Annotated in this window: 21 protein-coding genes and 1 tRNA gene; 17 read left to right on the forward strand and 5 right to left on the reverse strand. The window is 70.7% G+C overall.

Annotated features, from left to right (window positions below):
• The first annotated feature begins 13 nt into the window (after window positions 1–13).
• Complete coding sequence (locus tag BLR90_RS07320; protein WP_143016145.1) at window positions 14–715, forward strand: hypothetical protein; 702 nt, start codon at window positions 14–16, stop codon at window positions 713–715.
• Window positions 716–721: 6 nt separating this feature from the next.
• Window positions 722–1,348 carry a nucleoside triphosphate pyrophosphohydrolase gene (locus BLR90_RS07325; RefSeq protein WP_091024018.1) on the forward strand — a complete coding sequence of 209 codons (627 nt, stop codon included), beginning with the start codon at window positions 722–724 and terminating at the stop codon, window positions 1,346–1,348.
• On the opposite strand, the gene BLR90_RS07330 is transcribed toward BLR90_RS07325, so the two are convergent.
• Complete coding sequence (locus BLR90_RS07330) at window positions 1,327–2,151, reverse strand: class I SAM-dependent methyltransferase (RefSeq protein WP_170254410.1); 825 nt, start codon at window positions 2,149–2,151, stop codon at window positions 1,327–1,329. The two genes, BLR90_RS07325 and BLR90_RS07330, sit on opposite strands and share 22 nt — an antisense overlap.
• Before the next feature lie 91 nt (window positions 2,152–2,242).
• Between BLR90_RS07330 and eno the strand changes: the two genes are divergently transcribed.
• The 8 genes from eno (at window position 2,243) to BLR90_RS07370 (ending at window position 7,457) form a co-directional block, all read left to right on the forward strand.
• Window positions 2,243–3,520: a phosphopyruvate hydratase gene (gene eno / locus BLR90_RS07335; RefSeq protein ID WP_091024023.1), complete on the forward strand. Its 1,278-nt coding sequence runs from the start codon at window positions 2,243–2,245 to the stop codon at window positions 3,518–3,520.
• A 15-nt stretch (window positions 3,521–3,535) separates the two neighbouring features.
• Window positions 3,536–4,123 (forward strand): FtsB family cell division protein, encoded by a 588-nt coding sequence (locus BLR90_RS07340; protein ID WP_091024025.1) that lies wholly within the window; start codon window positions 3,536–3,538, stop codon window positions 4,121–4,123.
• Window positions 4,124–4,126: 3 nt separating this feature from the next.
• On the forward strand, window positions 4,127–4,651 hold the full coding sequence (locus BLR90_RS07345; RefSeq protein WP_091024027.1) for a DUF501 domain-containing protein: 525 nt from the start codon (window positions 4,127–4,129) through the stop codon (window positions 4,649–4,651).
• A complete protein-coding gene (locus BLR90_RS07350; protein ID WP_091024029.1) occupies window positions 4,648–5,541 on the forward strand; it encodes a Ppx/GppA phosphatase family protein in 894 nt (297 codons plus the stop codon). Before BLR90_RS07345 ends, BLR90_RS07350 begins: the two co-directional genes overlap by 4 nt.
• A 10-nt stretch (window positions 5,542–5,551) precedes the next feature.
• Entirely contained in the window at window positions 5,552–6,250 is a 699-nt protein-coding gene (locus BLR90_RS07355; RefSeq protein ID WP_245715199.1) for a uracil-DNA glycosylase, read from the forward strand.
• Window positions 6,247–6,765: a glycine cleavage system transcriptional repressor gene (locus BLR90_RS07360; protein ID WP_091024032.1), complete on the forward strand. Its 519-nt coding sequence runs from the start codon at window positions 6,247–6,249 to the stop codon at window positions 6,763–6,765. Before BLR90_RS07355 ends, BLR90_RS07360 begins: the two co-directional genes overlap by 4 nt.
• A complete protein-coding gene (locus tag BLR90_RS07365) occupies window positions 6,762–7,316 on the forward strand; it encodes a peptide deformylase (RefSeq protein ID WP_091024034.1) in 555 nt (184 codons plus the stop codon). Before BLR90_RS07360 ends, BLR90_RS07365 begins: the two co-directional genes overlap by 4 nt.
• A 64-nt stretch (window positions 7,317–7,380) precedes the next feature.
• Window positions 7,381–7,457, forward strand: a tRNA-Leu gene (locus BLR90_RS07370).
• Window positions 7,458–7,471: 14 nt separating this feature from the next.
• Here BLR90_RS07370 and BLR90_RS07375 read toward each other — a convergent pair.
• Window positions 7,472–8,953, reverse strand: a complete 1,482-nt coding sequence (locus tag BLR90_RS07375; protein ID WP_091024036.1) for a choice-of-anchor Q domain-containing protein — start codon at window positions 8,951–8,953, stop codon at window positions 7,472–7,474.
• A 169-nt stretch (window positions 8,954–9,122) separates the two neighbouring features.
• Between BLR90_RS07375 and BLR90_RS07380 the strand changes: the two genes are divergently transcribed.
• From BLR90_RS07380 to BLR90_RS20665, 3 genes are all read left to right on the forward strand, one after another.
• Entirely contained in the window at window positions 9,123–10,490 is a 1,368-nt protein-coding gene (locus tag BLR90_RS07380; protein WP_091024038.1) for a GntP family permease, read from the forward strand.
• A gap of 69 nt (window positions 10,491–10,559) precedes the next feature.
• Window positions 10,560–11,282 (forward strand): nucleotidyltransferase domain-containing protein, encoded by a 723-nt coding sequence (locus BLR90_RS07385; protein WP_091024040.1) that lies wholly within the window; start codon window positions 10,560–10,562, stop codon window positions 11,280–11,282.
• 16 nt (window positions 11,283–11,298) lie between these two features.
• Entirely contained in the window at window positions 11,299–11,685 is a 387-nt protein-coding gene (locus BLR90_RS20665) for a hypothetical protein (protein WP_143016146.1), read from the forward strand.
• A 50-nt stretch (window positions 11,686–11,735) separates the two neighbouring features.
• Here the strand turns inward: BLR90_RS20665 and BLR90_RS07390 are convergent, their stop codons facing one another.
• On the reverse strand, window positions 11,736–12,692 hold the full coding sequence (locus BLR90_RS07390) for an alpha/beta fold hydrolase (protein WP_091024042.1): 957 nt from the start codon (window positions 12,690–12,692) through the stop codon (window positions 11,736–11,738).
• 92 nt (window positions 12,693–12,784) lie between these two features.
• On the opposite strand from BLR90_RS07390, the gene BLR90_RS07395 reads away from it, so the two are divergent.
• The 3 genes from BLR90_RS07395 to BLR90_RS07405 all read left to right on the forward strand — a co-directional run bounded on the left by BLR90_RS07395 (window position 12,785) and on the right by BLR90_RS07405 (window position 16,010).
• Window positions 12,785–13,432 (forward strand): class I SAM-dependent methyltransferase, encoded by a 648-nt coding sequence (locus tag BLR90_RS07395; protein ID WP_091024044.1) that lies wholly within the window; start codon window positions 12,785–12,787, stop codon window positions 13,430–13,432.
• Window positions 13,433–13,706: 274 nt separating this feature from the next.
• Window positions 13,707–15,029, forward strand: coding sequence for a cellulase family glycosylhydrolase (locus BLR90_RS07400; RefSeq protein WP_170254411.1), 1,323 nt, complete (start codon window positions 13,707–13,709; stop codon window positions 15,027–15,029).
• A 141-nt stretch (window positions 15,030–15,170) separates the two neighbouring features.
• Window positions 15,171–16,010, forward strand: a complete 840-nt coding sequence (locus BLR90_RS07405) for a Bax inhibitor-1/YccA family protein (protein WP_091024048.1) — start codon at window positions 15,171–15,173, stop codon at window positions 16,008–16,010.
• Between the two features lie 108 nt (window positions 16,011–16,118).
• On the opposite strand, the gene BLR90_RS07410 is transcribed toward BLR90_RS07405, so the two are convergent.
• Together BLR90_RS07410 and BLR90_RS07415 are read right to left on the reverse strand one after the other, a co-directional pair.
• Entirely contained in the window at window positions 16,119–16,484 is a 366-nt protein-coding gene (locus tag BLR90_RS07410; RefSeq protein WP_091024050.1) for a YciI family protein, read from the reverse strand.
• Between the two features lie 72 nt (window positions 16,485–16,556).
• Window positions 16,557–17,594: an SGNH/GDSL hydrolase family protein gene (locus BLR90_RS07415; RefSeq protein ID WP_091024052.1), complete on the reverse strand. Its 1,038-nt coding sequence runs from the start codon at window positions 17,592–17,594 to the stop codon at window positions 16,557–16,559.
• A 37-nt stretch (window positions 17,595–17,631) separates the two neighbouring features.
• Here BLR90_RS07415 and BLR90_RS07420 point away from each other — a divergent pair, with 37 nt between their 5' ends.
• Window positions 17,632–19,047: a cystathionine beta-synthase gene (locus BLR90_RS07420; RefSeq protein WP_091024055.1), complete on the forward strand. Its 1,416-nt coding sequence runs from the start codon at window positions 17,632–17,634 to the stop codon at window positions 19,045–19,047.
• The last annotated feature ends 27 nt before the right edge of the window (window positions 19,048–19,074 follow it).

The following is a 19,074-nucleotide window of genomic DNA, read 5'->3' on the forward strand; positions in this document are numbered from 1 at the left end:
CCTAGGAGAACGCGTGAGCACCAGTCGTCGAGCCCGCCTGGCGGTGGCCACCACCGCCGCAGCCCTCGCCGTGGTCCTGACCGGGTGTGGCGTGACCGGCACCGGTTTCCAGCCCGGTGTGGCCGCCCAGGTCGACGACCGCACGGTCACCACCGACCGGGTCGACGAACTCGTCGGGCAGTACTGCGACGCCCTCGAGGAGCAGCTCGGCGCCGACGGCTCCGTCGTACCCCTCAGCTACTTCCGCGGCGGCGTCGCCGGCCAGCTCGCGCTGGTCCTGGCGGCCGAGCAGCTGGCCGACGACCACGGCGTCGAGCCCACCACCGACTACGACCGCACCGTCTCCGGCATCGAGGCCCAGACCACCACGCTCACCGACGAGCAGCAGGAGGCCGTGATCGAGATCGAGGCGTCCTCGGCCTACGTCGCCTCCGTCCAGATCGCCGTCGGCGAGCAGCTGCTCTCCGAGGAGGGCGTGGGCGAGCCCACCAACGAGGAGGCCGGACAGCGTGGCGTCGAGGCCTTCAACGAGTGGCTCGAGACCCACGACATCGAGTTCAACCCGGAGTACGGCGTGACCATCGAGGACGGCGGTCTGGTCGCCAAGGACACGCAGGTGTCTTTCCCGGTCGGCGAGGCCGCGAAGGCGGGCCAGGCCGACGAGCCCGACCCCGGCTACGCCGAGAACCTGCCCGAGTCCCAGCGCTGCGGCTGAGCCTGCATGTCCGAGGTGGGGCCCGAGCCCCTGCTCGACTTCCTCGCCGTGATGCGGCGGCTGCGCGCGGAGTGCCCGTGGAAGGCCGAGCAGACCCACCGGTCGCTGGCGCGCTACCTGCTCGAGGAGACCCACGAGACCCTCGAGGCGATCGACACCGGCGACCTCGACCATCTGCGTGAGGAGCTCGGCGACCTGCTGCTCCAGGTCTACTTCCACGCCGTCATCGCCGAGGAGACCGGCGCCTTCACGCTCGACGACGTCGCCCGCGAGATCACCGAGAAGATGGTGCGGCGCAACCCCCACGTTTTTGGCCCACACGTCTTCGGCGAGGCCGGCCGGACCCGGGACGCGGCGGCCGTCAACGAGGCCTGGGAGGCGATCAAGGCGACCGAGAAGGCGCGCACCCAGGTGACCGACGGACTGCCGCCGACCCTGCCCGCGCTGCTCTACGCCGACAAGGTGCTCGACCGGCTCGCCCGCGCGGGCGACGCGCCGCTCCCGACGGGTGACGACCTGGGCGACCGGCTGCTGGCGCTCGTCGCCGAGGCCCGCGAGACCGGCACCGACCCCGAGCAGTCTCTGCGCGACGCCGTACGCCGCGTGGTCGCTCAGGCGCGACCGAACGTGTAGCGGATCGCGACGTCGAGGGTCCCGCCGGCGTCGTCGAGCAGCCGTTCGACCCGCGTCATGATCTGCGGGTGCGACTCAGCCGGGATCGACATCCAGAGCCCGCGCATCGCGGTGCCGAGCGACCACACGCGCCACTGCTCCACATCGTCGAAGGGGACCGGGTAGGTCGCCGCCTCGGTGCGCACCTCGCCGAACCCGGCCGCGACGACCAGCTCCTCGACGCTCTCGTCCGCGGCGAAGACCTCCGGCATCCGGGTGGTAGTCGCCGCGTCCGGCGCGAGGTGCTCGCGGAAGACGTCCTCGATGGCCTGCCAGGTGGCGGGCCATGGCTGGAACGTGGCGAACCCCAGGCGGCCGCCGGGCACCAGCAGCGCGCGCCAGCGAGTCAGCGCGGCCTGCGGGTCGGGCAGGAAGAACAGGACCAGCGACGACGCCACCACGTCGTACGACGCCGGCGGCAGTGCCGGGTCGGCGGCATCGCCCACGGCCAGGGACACGTGGTCGAGACCGCGGTCGCGGGCGGAGGCCGTCGCCAGCTCGACCATGGTGGGCGCGATGTCGATGCCGTCCACTCTCCCGGTCGGCCCCACCGCCTCGGCCAGCGGGAAGGTCGCGGCCCCGCGACCGAAGCCGACGTCGAGCACCCGCTCACCGGTTGCGGGCTGGAGCCGGCCGACGAGCCCCTCGGCGATGGTGGTGAAGAACGGCACTCCGGACTGGTCGTAGGTCTTCGCCAGCTGGTCGAACATCGCCGCGAACATCGCCGCGACCTCGCGTGACTGATCGTCCTCGGATGCGCTCATCACCCGAGTATGGGCCCGCCTCCCGAGCCGCGCCATGACCCAGGTCTAGGCTGGGGTCCAAGCCCATTCACCTCTTTCAGGAGCGCACACAGTGGCAGCCATCGAAGCCGTCGGAGCACGCGAGATTCTCGACTCACGCGGCAACCCCACCGTCGAGGTCGAGGTCCTTCTCGACGACGGTTCCTTCTCCCGCGCGATGGTGCCCAGCGGTGCCTCCACGGGTGCCTTCGAGGCCGTCGAGCTGCGTGACGGGGGAGACCGCTACGGCGGCAAGGGCGTCGAGAAGGCCGTCTCCGCGGTGGTCAACAAGATCGGCCCGGCCGTCGAAGGCCTCGCCGCCGACGACCAGCGGATCGTCGACCAGACCATGCTCGAGCTCGACGGCACTCCCAACAAGGCCGAGCTCGGCGCCAACGCGATCCTCGGCGTCTCGCTGGCCGTCGCCCGCGCCGCGGCCGACTCCGCCGGCCTCCCGCTCTACCGCTACGTCGGCGGGCCCAACGCCCACCTGCTGCCGGTGCCGATGATGAACATCCTCAACGGCGGCTCCCACGCCGACTCCAACGTCGACGTCCAGGAGTTCATGATCGCGCCGATCGGCGCCCCGACGTTCCGCGAGGCACTGCGCCAGGGCGCGGAGGTCTACCACGCGCTCAAGTCGGTGCTGAAGAAGAAGGGCCTCTCCACCGGCCTCGGCGACGAGGGCGGCTTCGCGCCCAACCTCGACAGCAACCGCGCCGCGCTCGACCTGATCGCCGAGGCGGTCGCGACCACCGGCCTCAAGCTCGGCACCGACATCGCGTTCGCGATGGACGTCGCCGCCTCCGAGTTCTTCGAGAAGGGGTCCTACGCGTTCGAAGGTGGCTCCAAGTCCTCGGACGAGATGACCGCCTACTACGCCGAGCTGGTCTCCGCCTACCCGATCGTCTCGATCGAGGACCCCCTCGACGAGGAGGACTGGGACGGCTGGAAGGCCATCACCGACGCGCTCGGCTCCAAGACGCAGATCGTCGGCGACGACCTGTTCGTCACCAACGTCGAGCGCCTCCAGCGCGGCATCAGCGGCGGCCAGGCCAACTCGCTGCTGGTCAAGGTCAACCAGATCGGCACGCTCACCGAGACCCTCGACTCCGTCGACCTCGCGCATCGCAGCGGCTACCGCTGCATGATGAGCCACCGCTCCGGCGAGACCGAGGACACCACGATCTCCGACCTCGCCGTGGCGACCAACTGCGGCCAGATCAAGACCGGCGCCCCGGCCCGCTCCGACCGCGTCGCGAAGTACAACCAGCTCCTGCGCATCGAGGACGACCTCGGCGACGCCGCCCGCTACGCCGGCGCCGGCGCGTTCCCGCGCTTCCAGGGCTGACCCGGAGGCTCCGAGATGCCCGACAGCCGCCGTACGCCGCCCCGCGGGTCCCGCCCGCGGGGCCGCACCGGTCCCGGGCGGGTCCCGGGCCGCGGTGGTCGTGGCGCTCCGGCGCCGACGCCCGTGCGGGCTGCTGCGGCTCCCGGCGCCGAGCGGCGGCCACGGCTGACGGGCCGGGCCGCGATCCTGGTCATGGTGGTCGCGGTGCTGGCCGTCTCCTACGCCTCGTCGATGCGCGCCTACCTCGACCAGCGCGCCGAGAACAACGCCTACCTCGAGGAGATCGCGCAGCGCTCGGCCAACATCGACGACCTCGAGCGCGAGAAGCGCCGCTGGGACGACCCGGCCTACGTGCGCTCCCAGGCCCGCGAGCGGCTCAGCTACGTGATGCCGGGGGAGACCTCCTACGTCGTGCTCGACGAGGACGGCAACCCGCTCGAGAGCGAGTCCGAGCTCAGCGACCCGGCCGCCGTCGACGCCAAGGACCCCGAGGCGTGGTGGGGTCCCGCGTGGGAGTCGGTCGAGCTCGCCGGCAACCCGCCCAAGCAAGGTCCTCCGCCGCTCACCGAGATCGACGGCTCCGGCCAGCCCACCGGCGAGTGAGCGGTGATCCAACCGAACGACGAGGCCACCGTCCAGGCCCAGCTGGGCCGCGAGCCCCGTGCCATCCACGCAGTGGGCCACCGCTGCCCGTGTGGCAACCCCGACGTCGTGACCACCGCGCCCCGGCTGCCCAACGGCACCCCGTTCCCGACGACGTTCTACCTCACCTGCCCGCGTGCGGCCTCGCTGATCGGCACCCTCGAGGGCTCCGGACTGATGAAGGAGATGCAGGAACGGCTGTCCGACGACCCCGAGCTGGCTGCGGCCTACCGCGCCGCGCACGAGGCCTACCTCGCGACCCGCGACGAGCTCGCCCGCGAGGCGGGGCTCGACGTACCGGAGATCGCGGGCATCTCCGCCGGCGGGATGCCCGACCGGGTCAAGTGCCTCCACGTCCTGGCCGGCCACGCGCTGGCCGCCGGCCCGGGCGTCAACCCGTTCGGCGACGAGGTGCTCGAGCTGCTCGGTGACTGGTGGGCGGCCGGTCCTTGCGTCACCGTCGAGCCCGGCGAGACCGTCGAGCCATGACCGTCGCGGCCATCGACTGCGGCACCAACACGATCAAGCTGCTGATCGGTGACCTGCCCGACGTCGCCGTACGCGAGTCCCGGATGGTCCGCCTCGGACAGGGCGTCGACAAGACCGGCCGGCTCTCCGACGAGGCGCTGGCCCGGGTGTTCGCCGCGATCGACGACTATGCCGCCCTGATCGCCGCCCACGACGTGAGCCGGCTGCGCTTCTGCGCGACGTCGGCGAGCCGCGACGCCGACAACGCGGAGGTCTTCGGCGACGGGGTCTTCGCCCGGCTCGGCGTCCGGCCCGAGGTGCTGTCGGGCGACGAGGAGGCGGCGCTCGCCTTCGCCGGAGCGATCCGCAACCTCGCCGTCCACCCCGAGGCGCCGCTGCTCGTCGTCGACATCGGGGGCGGCTCCACCGAGCTCATCCTGGGATCGACCGCCCCGGAGTCGGCCACCTCGATGAACATCGGCTCCGTACGCCTCCACGAGCGGCACCTCCATTCCGACCCGCCGACCGCCGCTGAGGTCGCCGCGTGTGTGGCCGACATCGACGCGGCGCTCGACGCCGCCCCGGTGTCCCCGGGCGACGCGGCCACCGTGGTCGGGATCGCCGGCACCGTCACCACCGTCGCCGCCGGCGTCCTCGACCTGCCGGTCTACGAACGCACGGCGATCGACCAGCAGGTGGTCTCCGTCGACGCCGTCCACGACTTCGTCGACCGGCTGGTCGCGATGCCGGTCGCCGAGCGGCTCACGCTGCCTTACCTCCACCCCGGCCGCGCCGACGTCATCGACGCCGGGGCGCTGATCCTCTCGCGCGTCCTGCGTCGTACGACGGTCTCGACAATGGTCGTCTCCGAGTCCGACATCCTCGACGGGATCGCCTGGTCGATCGCGTGAGCCCATCCCGGTGACAGAGACGCTGGCCTCGCTGGAGGCGAAGATCGTCGAGTGCCGCCGCTGTCCGCGGCTGGTCGAGTGGCGCGAGCGGGTCGCGGTCGAGAAGCGCGCGGCGTTCGCAGACGAGACCTACTGGGGCCGGCCGATCCCCGGGTTCGGCGTGGCGCAGCCCCGGGTGCTGATCGTCGGGCTGGCGCCGGCCGCCCACGGAGGCAACCGGACCGGCCGGCTCTTCACCGGAGACCGGTCGGGCGACTGGCTGTTCGCCAGCCTGTACCGGGTCGGGCTGGCCAACCAGCCGACCAGCACCCACGCCGACGACGGCCTCGAGCTGCGCGACACCCGGATCGTGGCCGCCGTCCGCTGCGCGCCGCCGCAGAACAAGCCGACGACCCAGGAGCGCGACAACTGCGCGCCCTGGCTCGACGTCGAGCTGCGCCTGGTCGCGCCGTCGCTGCGGACCGTCGTGGCGCTCGGCACGATCGGCTGGGACGCCGCGCTGCGGGCCTTCCGCGGCGCCGGCTGGGAGGTACCGCGCCCCAAGCCGAAGTTCGGCCACGGCGCCGAGGCGACCATCGTGACGCCGTACGGCGAGCTCCTGCTGCTCGGCTGCTACCACCCCAGCCAGCAGAACACCTTCACCGGCAAGCTCACCGAGCCGATGCTCGACGACGTGCTCGGGCGCGCCGCTGGGATACTGCCTGCGTGACCCTCCACGCCATCACCGTCCTCGGCCACGACCGACCCGGGATCATCGCCGAGACCACGCGGCGTCTCGCGGAGCTCGGGCTGAACCTCGAAGACTCCACGATGACCCTGCTGCGGGGTCACTTCGCGATGACGCTGATCTGTGCCGGTACGGCGAGCGACGCGGAGATCCGGGACGCGCTCGTGCCGCTGACCGCCGACGGCACCCTGACCGTGACCGTGCGTGAGGTGCCGGAGGAGCACGTCGACGCGACCGACGCGACGCCGTGGGTGCTGACCGTCCACGGGGGAGACCGCCCGGGGATCGTGTCGTCGGTGGTCAACGAGGTGGCCGCCGTGGGCGGCAACATCACCGACCTCACCACCCGGCTCGCCGGTGAGCTCTACCTGCTCGTCGCCGAGATTGACCTGCCCTCCGGGGTCGACGTGGCCGGGGTCGAGGCGGCGATCAGGTCGGCTGCCGCCAACGTCGGCGTCGTCGCGACGATGCACCCGGCGGAGACCGACGAGCTGTGAGCGACGAGCGGGTGTCCTCCTGGACGGAGGACGAGCTGGGCGTGCCCGGGCGGGTGCTGCCCGTCGTACGCGCCCCCGACGCAGTGCTCTCGACCGCCGGCGCCGAGGTCGACCCGTGCGCCGCCGAGACCGTGCAGCTGGCCGCCGACCTGGTCGCGACGATGCGCGTGAGCCCCGGGTGCGTCGGCCTCGCGGCGCCGCAGGTCGGCGTGGGAGTGCGCGTCTTCTGCGTCGACGTCGCCGAGCACCCCAAGTCGCGGACCCACCACGGCACGTTCGTCCTGTGCAACGCTGAGGTCGTGGAAGCCAGCCGCAACGAGAAGGCGAGGGAGGGCTGCATGAGCGTGCCCGACCTCACCGGCGACGTGAAGCGCGCGACCCGCGTGCTCGTGCGCGGCGCCCTGCCCGGCACCGGCGAGACGGTCACGATCGCCACCGACGCCTTCGAGGCCCGCGCCCTCCAGCACGAGATCGACCACTGCGCCGGCCTGCTCTTCGTCGACCGCGCCGCCGGCGCCCACGCGATCTACGCGCGCAAGACCTACTTATAGCGCGGGACGTCATACGAGACGTGGATGCGACTCCACGGTCCGTATGACGACCCGGCCCAACCTCGCCCCCGTATCCCAACCGGCAGAGGAAGCCGCCTTAAAAGCGGTTCAGTGTGGGTTCGACCCCCACCGGGGGCACCATCCGAAACCCGCGATCAGCGGGCCCTGACCACGGCCTTCGCGGTGGCCGAGTTGTTCGCCTTCACCTGATCCGCTTGGGCGCCGCCGACCTTGGCTGTGATCACGACCCTCCCGGAGGCCGGCATGCGCAGAGCCAGCAGGACACGCTTGGGGGTACCCTTGGCGACCGTGCCGAGCTTGCAGGTGGCTCGGTTGCCGGACACACGGCACGAGCCCCCGAGCACGGTCGCCGACAACACCTTCGCCCTGAACGCCGTCACGGTCAGCCGCGTGCTCGTGCTGTGGTCGAGGCCCCTGTTCAGCGCGGTCGCGGTGGCGATGATGTCCGAGCCGGCGGAAGGCTTCCGGTTGGACACCGACACAGCGGCCTTTCGGTTCGAGCCTGACTCGGCCGCCCCGAGGTCGCACTTGCCGGCGATGGGACGGGCCTGGCCGCGCTGATCGGTCGGCGTGGCGCAGGTGGACGCCGCGTTGAGCGCGAGGCTTCCCGGCGCGGGAACCCGGGTGTTCGTCTGTCCACCGTTGTTGGCGAGCGCGCCGAGGCGCGTGGGACCGATCGTGCGCGTGGCAGCCGCCGCGCCGCAGCTGGTGTCGTCGAGCAGGTTCCGGCCGAGGAAGACCGGCGTCTTACCGCCCGCGGCGCAGTTGGTGCCGCCCTGCGGCAGGGCGAGGACGGAGTCGCTCACCTCGACGCTGCCGGTGCCGCCCATGTTCTGGAAGACCCCCGCGCCGAACGTGCTCGGCGCCGAGACGGTGTTGCCGGCGACGGTGGACGAGGTGAGGGTGACCGTGCTGTTCAGCCCTGCCCACACCCCGCCGCCGAGCGCCTGGGCCGAGCCAGCCATGACGGTGTTGTCGGCGATGGTGGTGTTGAGGACGGTCACGGTGCTGCTGTAGACCGACAGGCCTCCGCCGAAGGCGTTCGAGCTGGTGCTGGTCGTGCTGTTGCCGCTGATCTCGGAGTCGCGCACGGTCATGGTGCCGTTCATCGTGTAGACCGGACCGTACGCGCCCCCCGCGCCTGACGCGCTGTTGTTCGTGACCCTGATCCCCTGCAGGGTCAGGTCACCGCCGCTCTGATACACCGCCAAGGCGCCACCACCGGTCGCGCCGGTGACGGTCACACCCGAGACGTTCACGACGCCAGAGGTGACCAGGAGCATGCCGTGCGCTCCCCCGGTCGCCTGCAGGATCGTGCTGCGGGCGCCGGCGCCCCGCAGGGTGAGGTTGCTCGAGATGGTGAGTGGTGATCCCAGCGAGATGGTCATGGCGGGGACGGTGACGACGTCGGAGCCCGCGGTGGCGTTGGCCTGCTGGATGGCGGCGCGCACGGTGCAGACGCTGGTTGCGGTGGCGCAGGCCGGATCCGAGAGGTCGGCGTCAGCTGCATCGCTGTTGCTGTTGACCGTGAAGCCGGCAGCTGCCGCCGGACTGACGGGCGCGAGGGTCAGCGGTGCCAGCACGAGTGCGAGCACGATCAGGACGCGACGAGTCATGAAGATACCTCCGGGTACGGTCGGTCATCGTACGGAAAGGACCGCGGCAGGGTGCGAGAAACCGTCGAACCGGTCGCCTTGCATCGCCGTTCGGGATTCTTGGACCCTCGACCCCCACCGGGGGCACTAGCGTGTCGATCCTCGGACTCTCGGAAGATCGGACGTGCTCATGGAGATCGTGCACTCGGCCATCGCCATCCTGGCGGCCATCCTGCTCATCATCGCCCTCAAGGTCGACCCGGTGATCTCGCTGCTGCTGGCGTGCGTCTACCTCGGGCTCGCCACCAGCCAGGGTGCCGAGGGCACCGTGAGTGCGATCACCGGAGGCTTCGGCGAGATCATGGCCGAGGTGGGTCTGTTGATCGGATTCGGCGTGCTGATCGGGGCGCTGCTCCACTCGATGGGCACCTTCCGCGACCTGGTGGAGATCCTCGCGCGCCGGGTGGGTCGGCGGCTGCCGTACGCCATGGCGGCCACGCTCTCCACGATCTTCCCGTCCATCTACGTCGACGTGCAGGTCGTGCTGGCGGCGCCGATGGCCAAGGAGTCGGCGCCGGCCGTGGACAGGAAGCACGGCCTGCCGTGGCTCGCCGGGGCGATGGCCATCGGCATCTTCTCGGGCTACGTCTTCGTGGTGCCCGGCCTCGCTGCGGTCGCGATCGCCGGGCTGATGGACGTCCCGCTCGGCACCTACCTGATGTACGGCCTCCCGATCGGGCTGACGACCGCCCTGGTCACGACCTTCCTGTTCCGGGTGCTGCTGGGCCGCGGCCTGTGGAACGACGAGACCGACTACGACCAGGACGTGGTCCTGGAGGACGGCCGTCCTCACGACGAGACCGAGGACGTACCCCTGGCCGAGCGCGCCGTGCGACTGCCGCTGCTGGTCCGCCTGCTGCCGATCCTGGTGCCGCTGGTGCTGATCGCCACCGCGGCGATCCTCGACGTGGCGGACGCCTCCAACGACGTGATCGCGTTCCTCGGCGACGCCAACATCGCCCTCTTCCTGGGCCTGCTGATCGCCTTCGCCATGGTGCGCTTCTCGATGGAGTCCGACGGGGTCGGCAAGGTCCTCACCGCCGGCTTCCACACCACCGGCGAGATCCTGCTGGTCACCGGCGTCGGCGGGTCGCTCGGCGCCGTCATCGCTGCGAGCGGCATGGACGCAACCCTCGAGGACCTGTTCTCCGCCGATGCCAACGCCCCGGTGTTCCTCAGCATCCTGCTCGCCTGGTTCATCGCCGCGGTGCTGCACTTCGCGATCGGATCCGTCTCGGTCGGGGCGATCACCGCGGCCGGGATCATTTCCCCGGTGGTCGGCTCGCTGGGGGTCGACCCCGTGGTGATCGCGCTCGCCATCGCCTCGGGCGCGATGTTCGCGCTGCACGTCAACAGCAACTTCTTCTGGATGTTCAGCACCCTCCTCGACCTCTCGACGAAGGGAAGCCTGAAGACCCTGACCCTGGCGACGTCGCTCGGTGCGGTCGTCTCCCTGCCGCTCGTGCTGCTCGCCAGCCTGGTGGCCGCGGCTACCTAGTCGTACTCGCGGTGCAATGGCCAACGTTTATTGGTGTATCCAAAACGAGAGAGACATATACTATTAGATATGGACCTATCTGATCCGACACGGGCCGTGATGCCTACTCTCGACGGCCCGGTGCTGGCTGTCCTGGCTACTGCTGGTCGGCCGCTGACTGTGGGCCAGGTCGCGGCGGAGGTGGCACGAGGGTCCGAGATCGGTGTCCGGCGAAGTCTCGCGCGACTCGTCGAGCAGGGCACGGTCCGGGCCACCTTGATGGGGCGAAACCGGGTCCACGAGCTCAATCGCGACCATGTCGCCGCTCAGGTCGCAGTGCTATTGGCCGGGCTAAGGCTTGACCTATGGGAGCGATTCCGGTCCGAGCTGAGGTCGTGGAAGATCCCCCCGCTCTACGCCGCTGTCTTCGGCTCTGCGGCGCGAGGTGACGGAGGCGTAGACAGCGACATCGACCTGCTCGTCGTCCACCAAGTATTTCCTGGTGAGAAGAGGCCAAAGAGCGTCCGCAGCGACATCCGAACTCAGGTTGCGGACGCAGCAGGCGCCGTGACTCTAAGCGCCGCTGATCGAGATGCGGAGAAGCGCTGGGAGAGCCAACTTGCCGATCTGCACGACCGGGTAGAGCGATGGACCGGCAACCCACTACAGATCGTCGACTTGTCCTTCTATGAATGGCGCCATCCGCCTAAGGAGTATCAGCCTCTGCTGTCTGATGTCCGCCGCGACGGAGTCGAGCTGGTCAAGGCGCGCGGACTCAAGATATGGACTACCACGGGGCCAGCTGATGGCTAAGCCGCCGCGGACCCGCGTGGCCGACAACGACAATGCTCGGACGCGGGCTCAAGCGGCTGTCGCGTACCTCGAGGTCGCCGGGCTCGTTCTCGATGATGATTCAACCGCTATGCCTGGCGTCGCGGCGGGTCTTGCGGTCCTCGCCGGCATCGCAGCGTCCGACGCGATCTGTGCTCGACGACTTGGTGTGATTCACCGCGGCGATGACCATCGAGCGGCTTCCGGACTCCTCGCCACTGCGACCCCCGACGGAGCAAAGCTGTCTCAGGTGTTCCGCCGACTCATCGACATGAAGGACGAAGCGCACTACGGACTAAACCTCGTGTCCTCGCGCAAGGCGCGTGATGCAGTGCGTTGGGCGCAGACCCTGGTGTCTCGAGCGGCCGAGGAGCTTGAACGCTGACGAGGTAGTTCGCTGCGTGACCCGAAGGACGCACCGCCCGTGTCGACGAGCTACACAGCCTCGCGCAGGTCCGAACTCCAAGCCTCGACGAGGTCGAGGTACTCCTCGGGGCTCTCCATCATCAGCGCGTGCCGGCGGTCGTCGAGGACGTGACCGACCCAGTCGGGGCGGGACTTGAGCATCTGGCGCAGGACCCGGGCCGGGACGAGGGCGTCGGCGGTGCCGCCGAGGACGAGGGTGGGTGCCTCCACGGAGGCGATCGCGCGGAGCACGCGGCGCGGGCTGGCCCACAGCCGGGTGATCGAGCCCAGGGCGGTGCGGAGGGCGCGGCGCCGGGCGGCGACGAGGTCCGCGTCGTCGTCGGCGAACTCCTTCGCCATGAGCTCGATCAGCTCGGGGCGGACGCCGTCGGGGTCGGTGAAGATCAGGCGCAGCAGGTGACGGTTGCGGCGCTCGTCGGAGCCGGTCCCGGCGCCGACGACGCTCAGGGCCGTGGCGCTGATCGAGGACAGCACGATCGGGGCCATCCCGTCGATGGTGGCGCGCGCCGGCATCAGCAGCTTCACGGGATGCGAGGGCGGTACGGCGGGGGAGACCAGCACCAGCCGCTCCACGCGCTCGGGCTGCTGCGCGGCGAGGAGTACGGCGATCAGCCCGCCCATCGAGTTGCCGTGCAGCGTGAAGCGCGTCCAGCCGAGGGCGTCGGCGACCTGCAGCACGAACGCGACGTACCCGTCGATGGTCAGCGGGTCGCCCGGCCCGGCCGGCGTGTGCCCGAAGCCGGGAAGGTCGACGGCGACCACCGGGCCGGAGGCGCGCAGGCCCGGCATGACCTCGACCCAGGTGACCGACGAGCCGCCGAGACCGTGCACCAGCAGGTGCGGCGTCCCGGTCTCGGCCCCCCTCTCGGCGGGCGCGCGCAGGACTCTGACCGGTCGACCTCCCACCTCGAGCGTCTCGTCGACCACGCCGGGCCAGGTGGGGCCGATCTCGTCTACCAGTTGCATACCGGGAGTATCTCGGCAGCCTCTGCGACCGGGGCACACCCCTGGAGGTGACACTTGCCTTCAGGTCGACCTGAAGCGGCAGAGTGATCCCCATGAGCCATGAGCACCACGAGGTCGACCTCGCCACGATGTACACGCAGGAGACCTGGGACGCGCGGTACGCCGAGTCCGAGCGGGTCTGGAGCGGCAACCCCAACCCCCGCCTGGTCGAGCAGGTCGCGGGCCTGACGCCCGGCCGCGCGCTGGACGTCGGCTGCGGCGAGGGCGCCGACGTCGTCTGGCTGGCGCAGCAGGGCTGGGCCGCGACCGGCGTCGACGTCTCCGAGGTGGCGCTGCTCAAGGCGGCCGCGCACGCCGAGGAGGCCGGGGTCGAGGACAAGGTCCTCTGGGAACGCCTCGACCTGATCGGTGGCGACGAGCTGCCCGGTGACCAGGACCTGGTGTCGGTGCAGTTCTTCCACCCGCCGCCGGCGATCTTCGCCGAGATCCACGAGCGGATCGGCGCCGCGGTGCGCCCCGGTGGACACCTGCTCGTCGTCGGCCACCACCCGGACGACGTCACCACGGGCGTACGGCGCCCGCACGGACCGGACCTGCTCTTCACCCCGGAGCGCGTGGTCGCCGCCCTGGACCCCGCGGCTTGGGAGGTGCTCGTCGCCGAGACGCCCACCCGTGAGCACCAGCACGGGGACGGTCCGGCGACGGTGACCGACACGGTGGTGCTCGCCCGAAAGAGGTGACTCGACGCCGGTGACGGCAGTCACCTTCAGGTCTACCGTTCGTTGGATGAGGGTGACGAGAACACGTTCTACCTGGCTCGGGCTGCTGGCTGCGGCGCTCATGGTGCCCACGTTCGGCGTCGGGGGTTTCGAGACGGTTGCCAGCGCAACCTCCTCAACCAGCGCAGTCGGGGGTTTCGAGACGGTTGCCAGCGCAACCTCCTCAACCACCGTTGGGCCTGCGCCGCAGCTGCGGCGTAAGGGTCGCTGGCTGGTCGACCCGCAGGGCCGGGTGGTGATCGTGCACGGGCTCAACCTCGTCTACAAGCGCAAGCCCTACGCGCCACCGGCCAAGGTCACCGGCTTCCAGGCGCGCGACGCCCGGTGGCTGGCCCGGCACGGCTTCAACGGCGCGCGGATCGGCACGCTGTGGGCCGGGCTGACCCCGGACGCGCCCGGCCAGGGCGACCCGTCGTACCTCAAGCGGTGGCAGCGGGTCATGGACCTGCTCGCCGGGCAGAAGATATGGATGCAGCTCGACGCCCACCAGGACCAGTGGCACGAGATCTACGGCGGCGAGGGTGCCCCCGACTGGGCGGTGATCCGGCCGGCGCCGTACAACGCGCTGCCGCCGGTGGTCGCACCGTTCCCGACCGGCTACTGGACCCCCGAGGTCTCCACGGTCTTCGACAACTTCTGGGCCAACCAGGACGGGTTGCTCGACGGCTGGGTCGCGGCCTGGCGGGTCGCGGCGAAGGAGTGGAAGCGCCAGCCCTACCTGATGGGCTACGACCTGATCAACGAGCCCTGGATGGGCACCGAGTGGGAGACCTGCCTGGTCGACGGCTGCCCCTCGTCGTACGCCAACGAGCTCCAGCCGGCGCTGGAGAAGGCCACGCGGGCGATCCGCAAGATCGACCAGCGCAACATCGTGTGGTGGGAGCCGCAGCAGTTCGCCGGCGGCCAGAAGCTCGACACGTTCTTCGAGAAGATGGTGGGGGAGCGCCAGCTCGGGCTCTCCTGGCACAGCTACTGCCCCGACGTGTTCCTCGAGTCGCAGGGCATCCCCGGCGGCGACGTCGAGAACTGCACCGACTTCGCCAACGACCGGCAGCGCCACGCGCTCGGCCAGGCCCGCGAGATGAACGCCGTACCCCTGATGTCCGAGTGGGGCGCCACCGACAACATCCGCGCGATCGAGATCGACGCCGACGTGGCCGACCGCCACCTCATGGGCTGGACCCACTGGGCCTACAAGTTCTGGAACGACCCCACCACGGCCGACAACGCCCAGGGCCTGTTCCGCGACGACCGCGACCTGACGACGGTGAAGAAGGCCAAGCTGCGGCGCCTGGTGCGCACCTACGCCCAGGCCACCGCCGGTACGCCGCTGCGGATGCGCTTCGACGCCAAGACGGGTGCGTTCGCCTACCGCTACCGGCCCGACCGCCGGATCACCGCACCGACGCAGGTCTTCGTGAGCCCGATCCACTACCCCCGCGGCTACGTCGTGCGCGTCGACAACGGCCGCGTCGTACGGCGTGACGGGCGGCTGCTCAGCGTGCAGCCGACCTCGCGCCAGGTGGTGACCGTGCGGGTGGTCCAGCGCCGCCGTTGAGCGTCAGGTTCACAAGGAACTCTCAGGTTTGCGGGAACGCCCGCGCCCGCGCCGACGTTGGACTCGGTACAGGCCCTAGACTGGGGTCTAGACAGATCCACCGTCAGAGAGACGGTGACCCGGCCTCCAAGGAGGAGACCAATGCAGAGCAACAACCCCGTGTTCAACCGCTCCGAGGAGTTCAAGCGGGGCGGCGGCGCTGCCACCTACCAGGGCTACGGCACCGACCCCTCCACCTGGGGCACCGGCGAGCCCGGTCAGCCCGGCACCCCCGCCACGCATGCCCCGGTATCCACGGGGCCCATGACCATCGACTCGGTCGTCCAGAAGACCGCCATCACGCTCGGCGTCGTGATCATCACCGCGCTCGCCACCTGGATCCTCAGCCCGGACGTGTCGTCCGACGCCGACCTCGGTCCCCTGATCGCCGCCGTCACCATCGGCAGCCTGGGCGCGTTCGCGCTCTCGATGGTCAACTCGTTCAAGCGCGTCATCAGCCCGGCCCTGGTGCTGGGGTTCGCCGCGCTCGAGGGCGTGGCCCTCGGTGGCATCAGCAAGCTCTTCGACGCCCAGTTCGGTGACGGTGTCGTGTCCGGTGCCGTCATCGGTACCTTCGCCGCCTTCGCCGGCACGCTGACCGCCTACAAGGTGCTCAACATCAAGGTGGGCGACAAGTTCCGCAAGATGGTCATCGCCGGTGTCTTCGGCATGATCGGCCTCAGCATGATGTCGCTGGTCCTGAGCCTCTTCGGGGTCCAGACCGGACTGTTCGGCGTCAGCGGCCTCGGCATGATCACCGCCGTCGCCGGCCTCGTGCTCGGTGTGTTCATGCTGATCATGGACTTCGACTTCGTCGAGCAGGGTGTGGCCAACGGCCTGCCCGAGCGGGAGTCGTGGCGTGCCGCGTTCGCGATGACCGTGAGCCTGGTCTGGATCTACACGAACCTGCTCCGCATCCTGGCGTTCTTCAGCCAGGACTGATCAGGCGACCGACACGCTCGGTCGACAACTGCAAGGCCCCGAGGGGAGACCCCCGGGGCCTTTGCCGTGTCCGGAGGCGACCAGTAGGTCGAGGGTGAGGCACCCGCGTCAGGGCTGCGGTGCGTCTGTTGGACCCCCACTGTGGATGGGTCGGACCTCGAGCCCACCTCCCTGCCGCAGGACCGGGTTGGTTGCCGCCGTGGCGAGCGCAGCGTCCAGGTCGGGAGCGTCGAGGATGTAGACACCAGCAACCACTTGGCGTGAGTCGACGAGAGGCCCGTCCGTGACCGCCTCGGCGCGAACTGACTTGGCCATGGCCCGCGGCGTGAAGGCCCAGGCAGCGGTCATGGTGGCTTTCGAGGCCAGCTCCTCCGCGTGCTCGTCACAGACGGCGATCTCGTCCGAGGTGGCAGCGGTCTTGTCAGGTTCGTGGGCGGAGTCATCGCTGTAGATGAGGACTGCGAACTGAGGCATCTCGCGCCTTCCATGTGGTTCTCGGCAGCCCATGCGGACAACCAGGGCGTCATCACACCACGCCTCGCCTCGTCAGCTGGACGCCTGCTCCTGGACCGGCTGGTCGGCGCCGTCGCCCGCGTCGGGGCCCTCGCCCTCGGCCTGCGGCCGGCGGCGGCGGTGCCGCAGCTCCACCCACAGCCCGCGTACGCCGGCGCGGTTGCCGGCGACCTCGGTGCCGTCGAGCTCGGTCCCGGGCATGGCCACGGCGCGTACGGCGGCAGCGGCGACCGGCAGCACACCCTCGCCGCGGTAGGGCTCGGGGCGCTCCTCGTCGTCCGGGGCCAGGCCCAGCGAGGCCAGCACCGACGGCAGCAGCACCGTCGCCAGCGACCGGTAGCCCTCGGCGGACGGGTGGAACTGGTCGGGGCCGAACAGCAGGGCCGGCGCGGCCGCGAACTCGGGACCGAGGACGGCGGCGAGCGAGACGGTGCGCCCGCCCTCCTTGATCACCCCGATCGTCTGGGCGGCGGCGAGCCGACGCGACCACGCGCGGGCCACCTGCTTGAGCGGGGGCATGATCGGCTGGATCGTGCCCAGGTCGGGGCAGGTGCCGACCACGACCTCGACGCCGGCGTCGACGAGGCGGCGTACGCCCTCGGAGAGGTGGCGCACCGACTGCGACGGCAGCACGGTGTGGGTGACGTCGTTGGCGCCGATCAGGATCACGGCCACGTCGGGCTCGATCGGCAGCGCGCGGTCGATCTGGCCGCCCAGGTCGGAGGACTCGGCGCCGACCTTGCACACCTCGCGCAGGTAGACCCGCCGGTCGGCGTGCTCCGCCACCCCGTTGGCCAGGACCGCGCCGGGCGTCTCGGTGACCAGGTCGACGCCGTAGCCGGCGGCGCTGGAGTCGCCGAGGAGCGCGATCTTGAGCGCGGGGCCGGGCCGGCCGCGGCCGTACCAGCCGGTCGCGTCGGGGGCCTCGCCGTCGGCGTTGCCGATCGTGCGGCGCGCGAGCTTGGCCTCGACGGTGAGTACGCCGTAGAGGCCGCCCCCGAGCGCGGACAGGCCGCCGCCGCCGAACGCCGCGGCGGCAGCCAACTTTCTGGCGGCTCCGGCTTTCCCCACGTGCCGCAGTCTACGGACGGCGCTCTATGTTGATCATGTGCAGTACGTGAACTCTCTCCTGGACCTGATCGGCAACACTCCGCTGTTGCGGCTCTCGCGCACCCTCGACCTGCCTGAGGGGAGTGGTGACGGGGGGCCGCTGGTGCTGGCCAAGATCGAGTACCTCAACCCCGGCGGCTCCGTGAAGGACCGCATCGCCACCCGGATGATCGAGGCGGCCGAGGCGTCCGGCGAGCTCAAGCCCGGCGGCACGATCGTCGAGCCGACGTCGGGCAACACCGGTGTGGGGCTGGCGATGGTGGCGCAGGCGAAGGGCTACCACTGCATCTTCGTGTGCCCCGACAAGGTGTCGGAGGACAAGCGCAACGTGCTCAAGGCCTACGGCGCCGAGGTGGTGGTCTGCCCGACCGCGGTCGCGCCCGAGCACCCCGACAGCTACTACAACGTCTCCGACCGGCTGTCGTCGCAGCCCGGTGCCTGGAAGCCCGACCAGTACTCCAACCCCAACAACCCGCGCTCCCACTACGAGACCACCGGTCCGGAGATCTGGGAGCAGACCGACGGCAAGATCACCCACTTCGTGTGCGGCGTCGGCACCGGCGGCACGATCAGCGGGATCGGGCGCTACCTCAAGGAGCGCGCTGCTGAAAGAGGGGGGCCGGACGTCAAGGTGATCGGCGCCGACCCCGCCGGCTCGGTCTACTCCGGCGGCTCCGGCCGCCCCTACCTCGTCGAGGGCGTGGGCGAGGACTTCTGGCCCGAGTGCTACGACCGCGACATCGCCGACCGGATCATCGAGGTCTCCGACGCCGACTCCTTCGCGTTCACCCGCCGGCTGGCCCGCGAGGAGGCGCTGCTCGTCGGCGGCTCGTCCGGGATGGCGGCCTACGCCGCGAAGCAGCTCGCCGCCGAGCTTGCGGGCACGCCCGAGGGCGACGCCGCCGTGATCGTCGTACTGCTTCCCGACTCGGGTCGCGGCTACCTCACCAAGGTGTTCAACGACGAGTGGCTGGCGCAGTACGGCTTCGCGAGCGGCCACGAGACCGCCTCACAGACCGTCGGGGAGGTGCTGCGCGGCAAGTCCGGCCGGCTCCCCGAGCTCGTGCACACCCACCCCAGCGAGACCATCGCCGAGGCCGTGCAGATCCTCCAGGAGTACGGCGTCTCGCAGATGCCGGTCGTCCGCGCCGAGCCTCCGATCGTGGCCGCCGAGGTCGCCGGCTCGGTCTCGGAGCGCACCCTGCTCGACGCGCTCTTCACCGGCACCGCCCGCCTCACTGACCCCGTCGAGGACCACATGTCCGAGGCGCTCCCCACCATCGGCTCCACCGAGGACGCCCGCGACGCCGTCGCCCTGCTCGAGCACGCCGACGCGGTCCTCGTGCAGGAGGACGGCAAGCCCGTCGGCGTACTCACCCGCCAAGACCTGCTGACCTTCCTCGCCAACGGCTGAGTCCAGATCCCGGGAAAGTACGGAACG

Source organism: Nocardioides szechwanensis, from assembly GCF_900103935.1.
Classification (GTDB): domain Bacteria; phylum Actinomycetota; class Actinomycetes; order Propionibacteriales; family Nocardioidaceae; genus Nocardioides; species Nocardioides szechwanensis.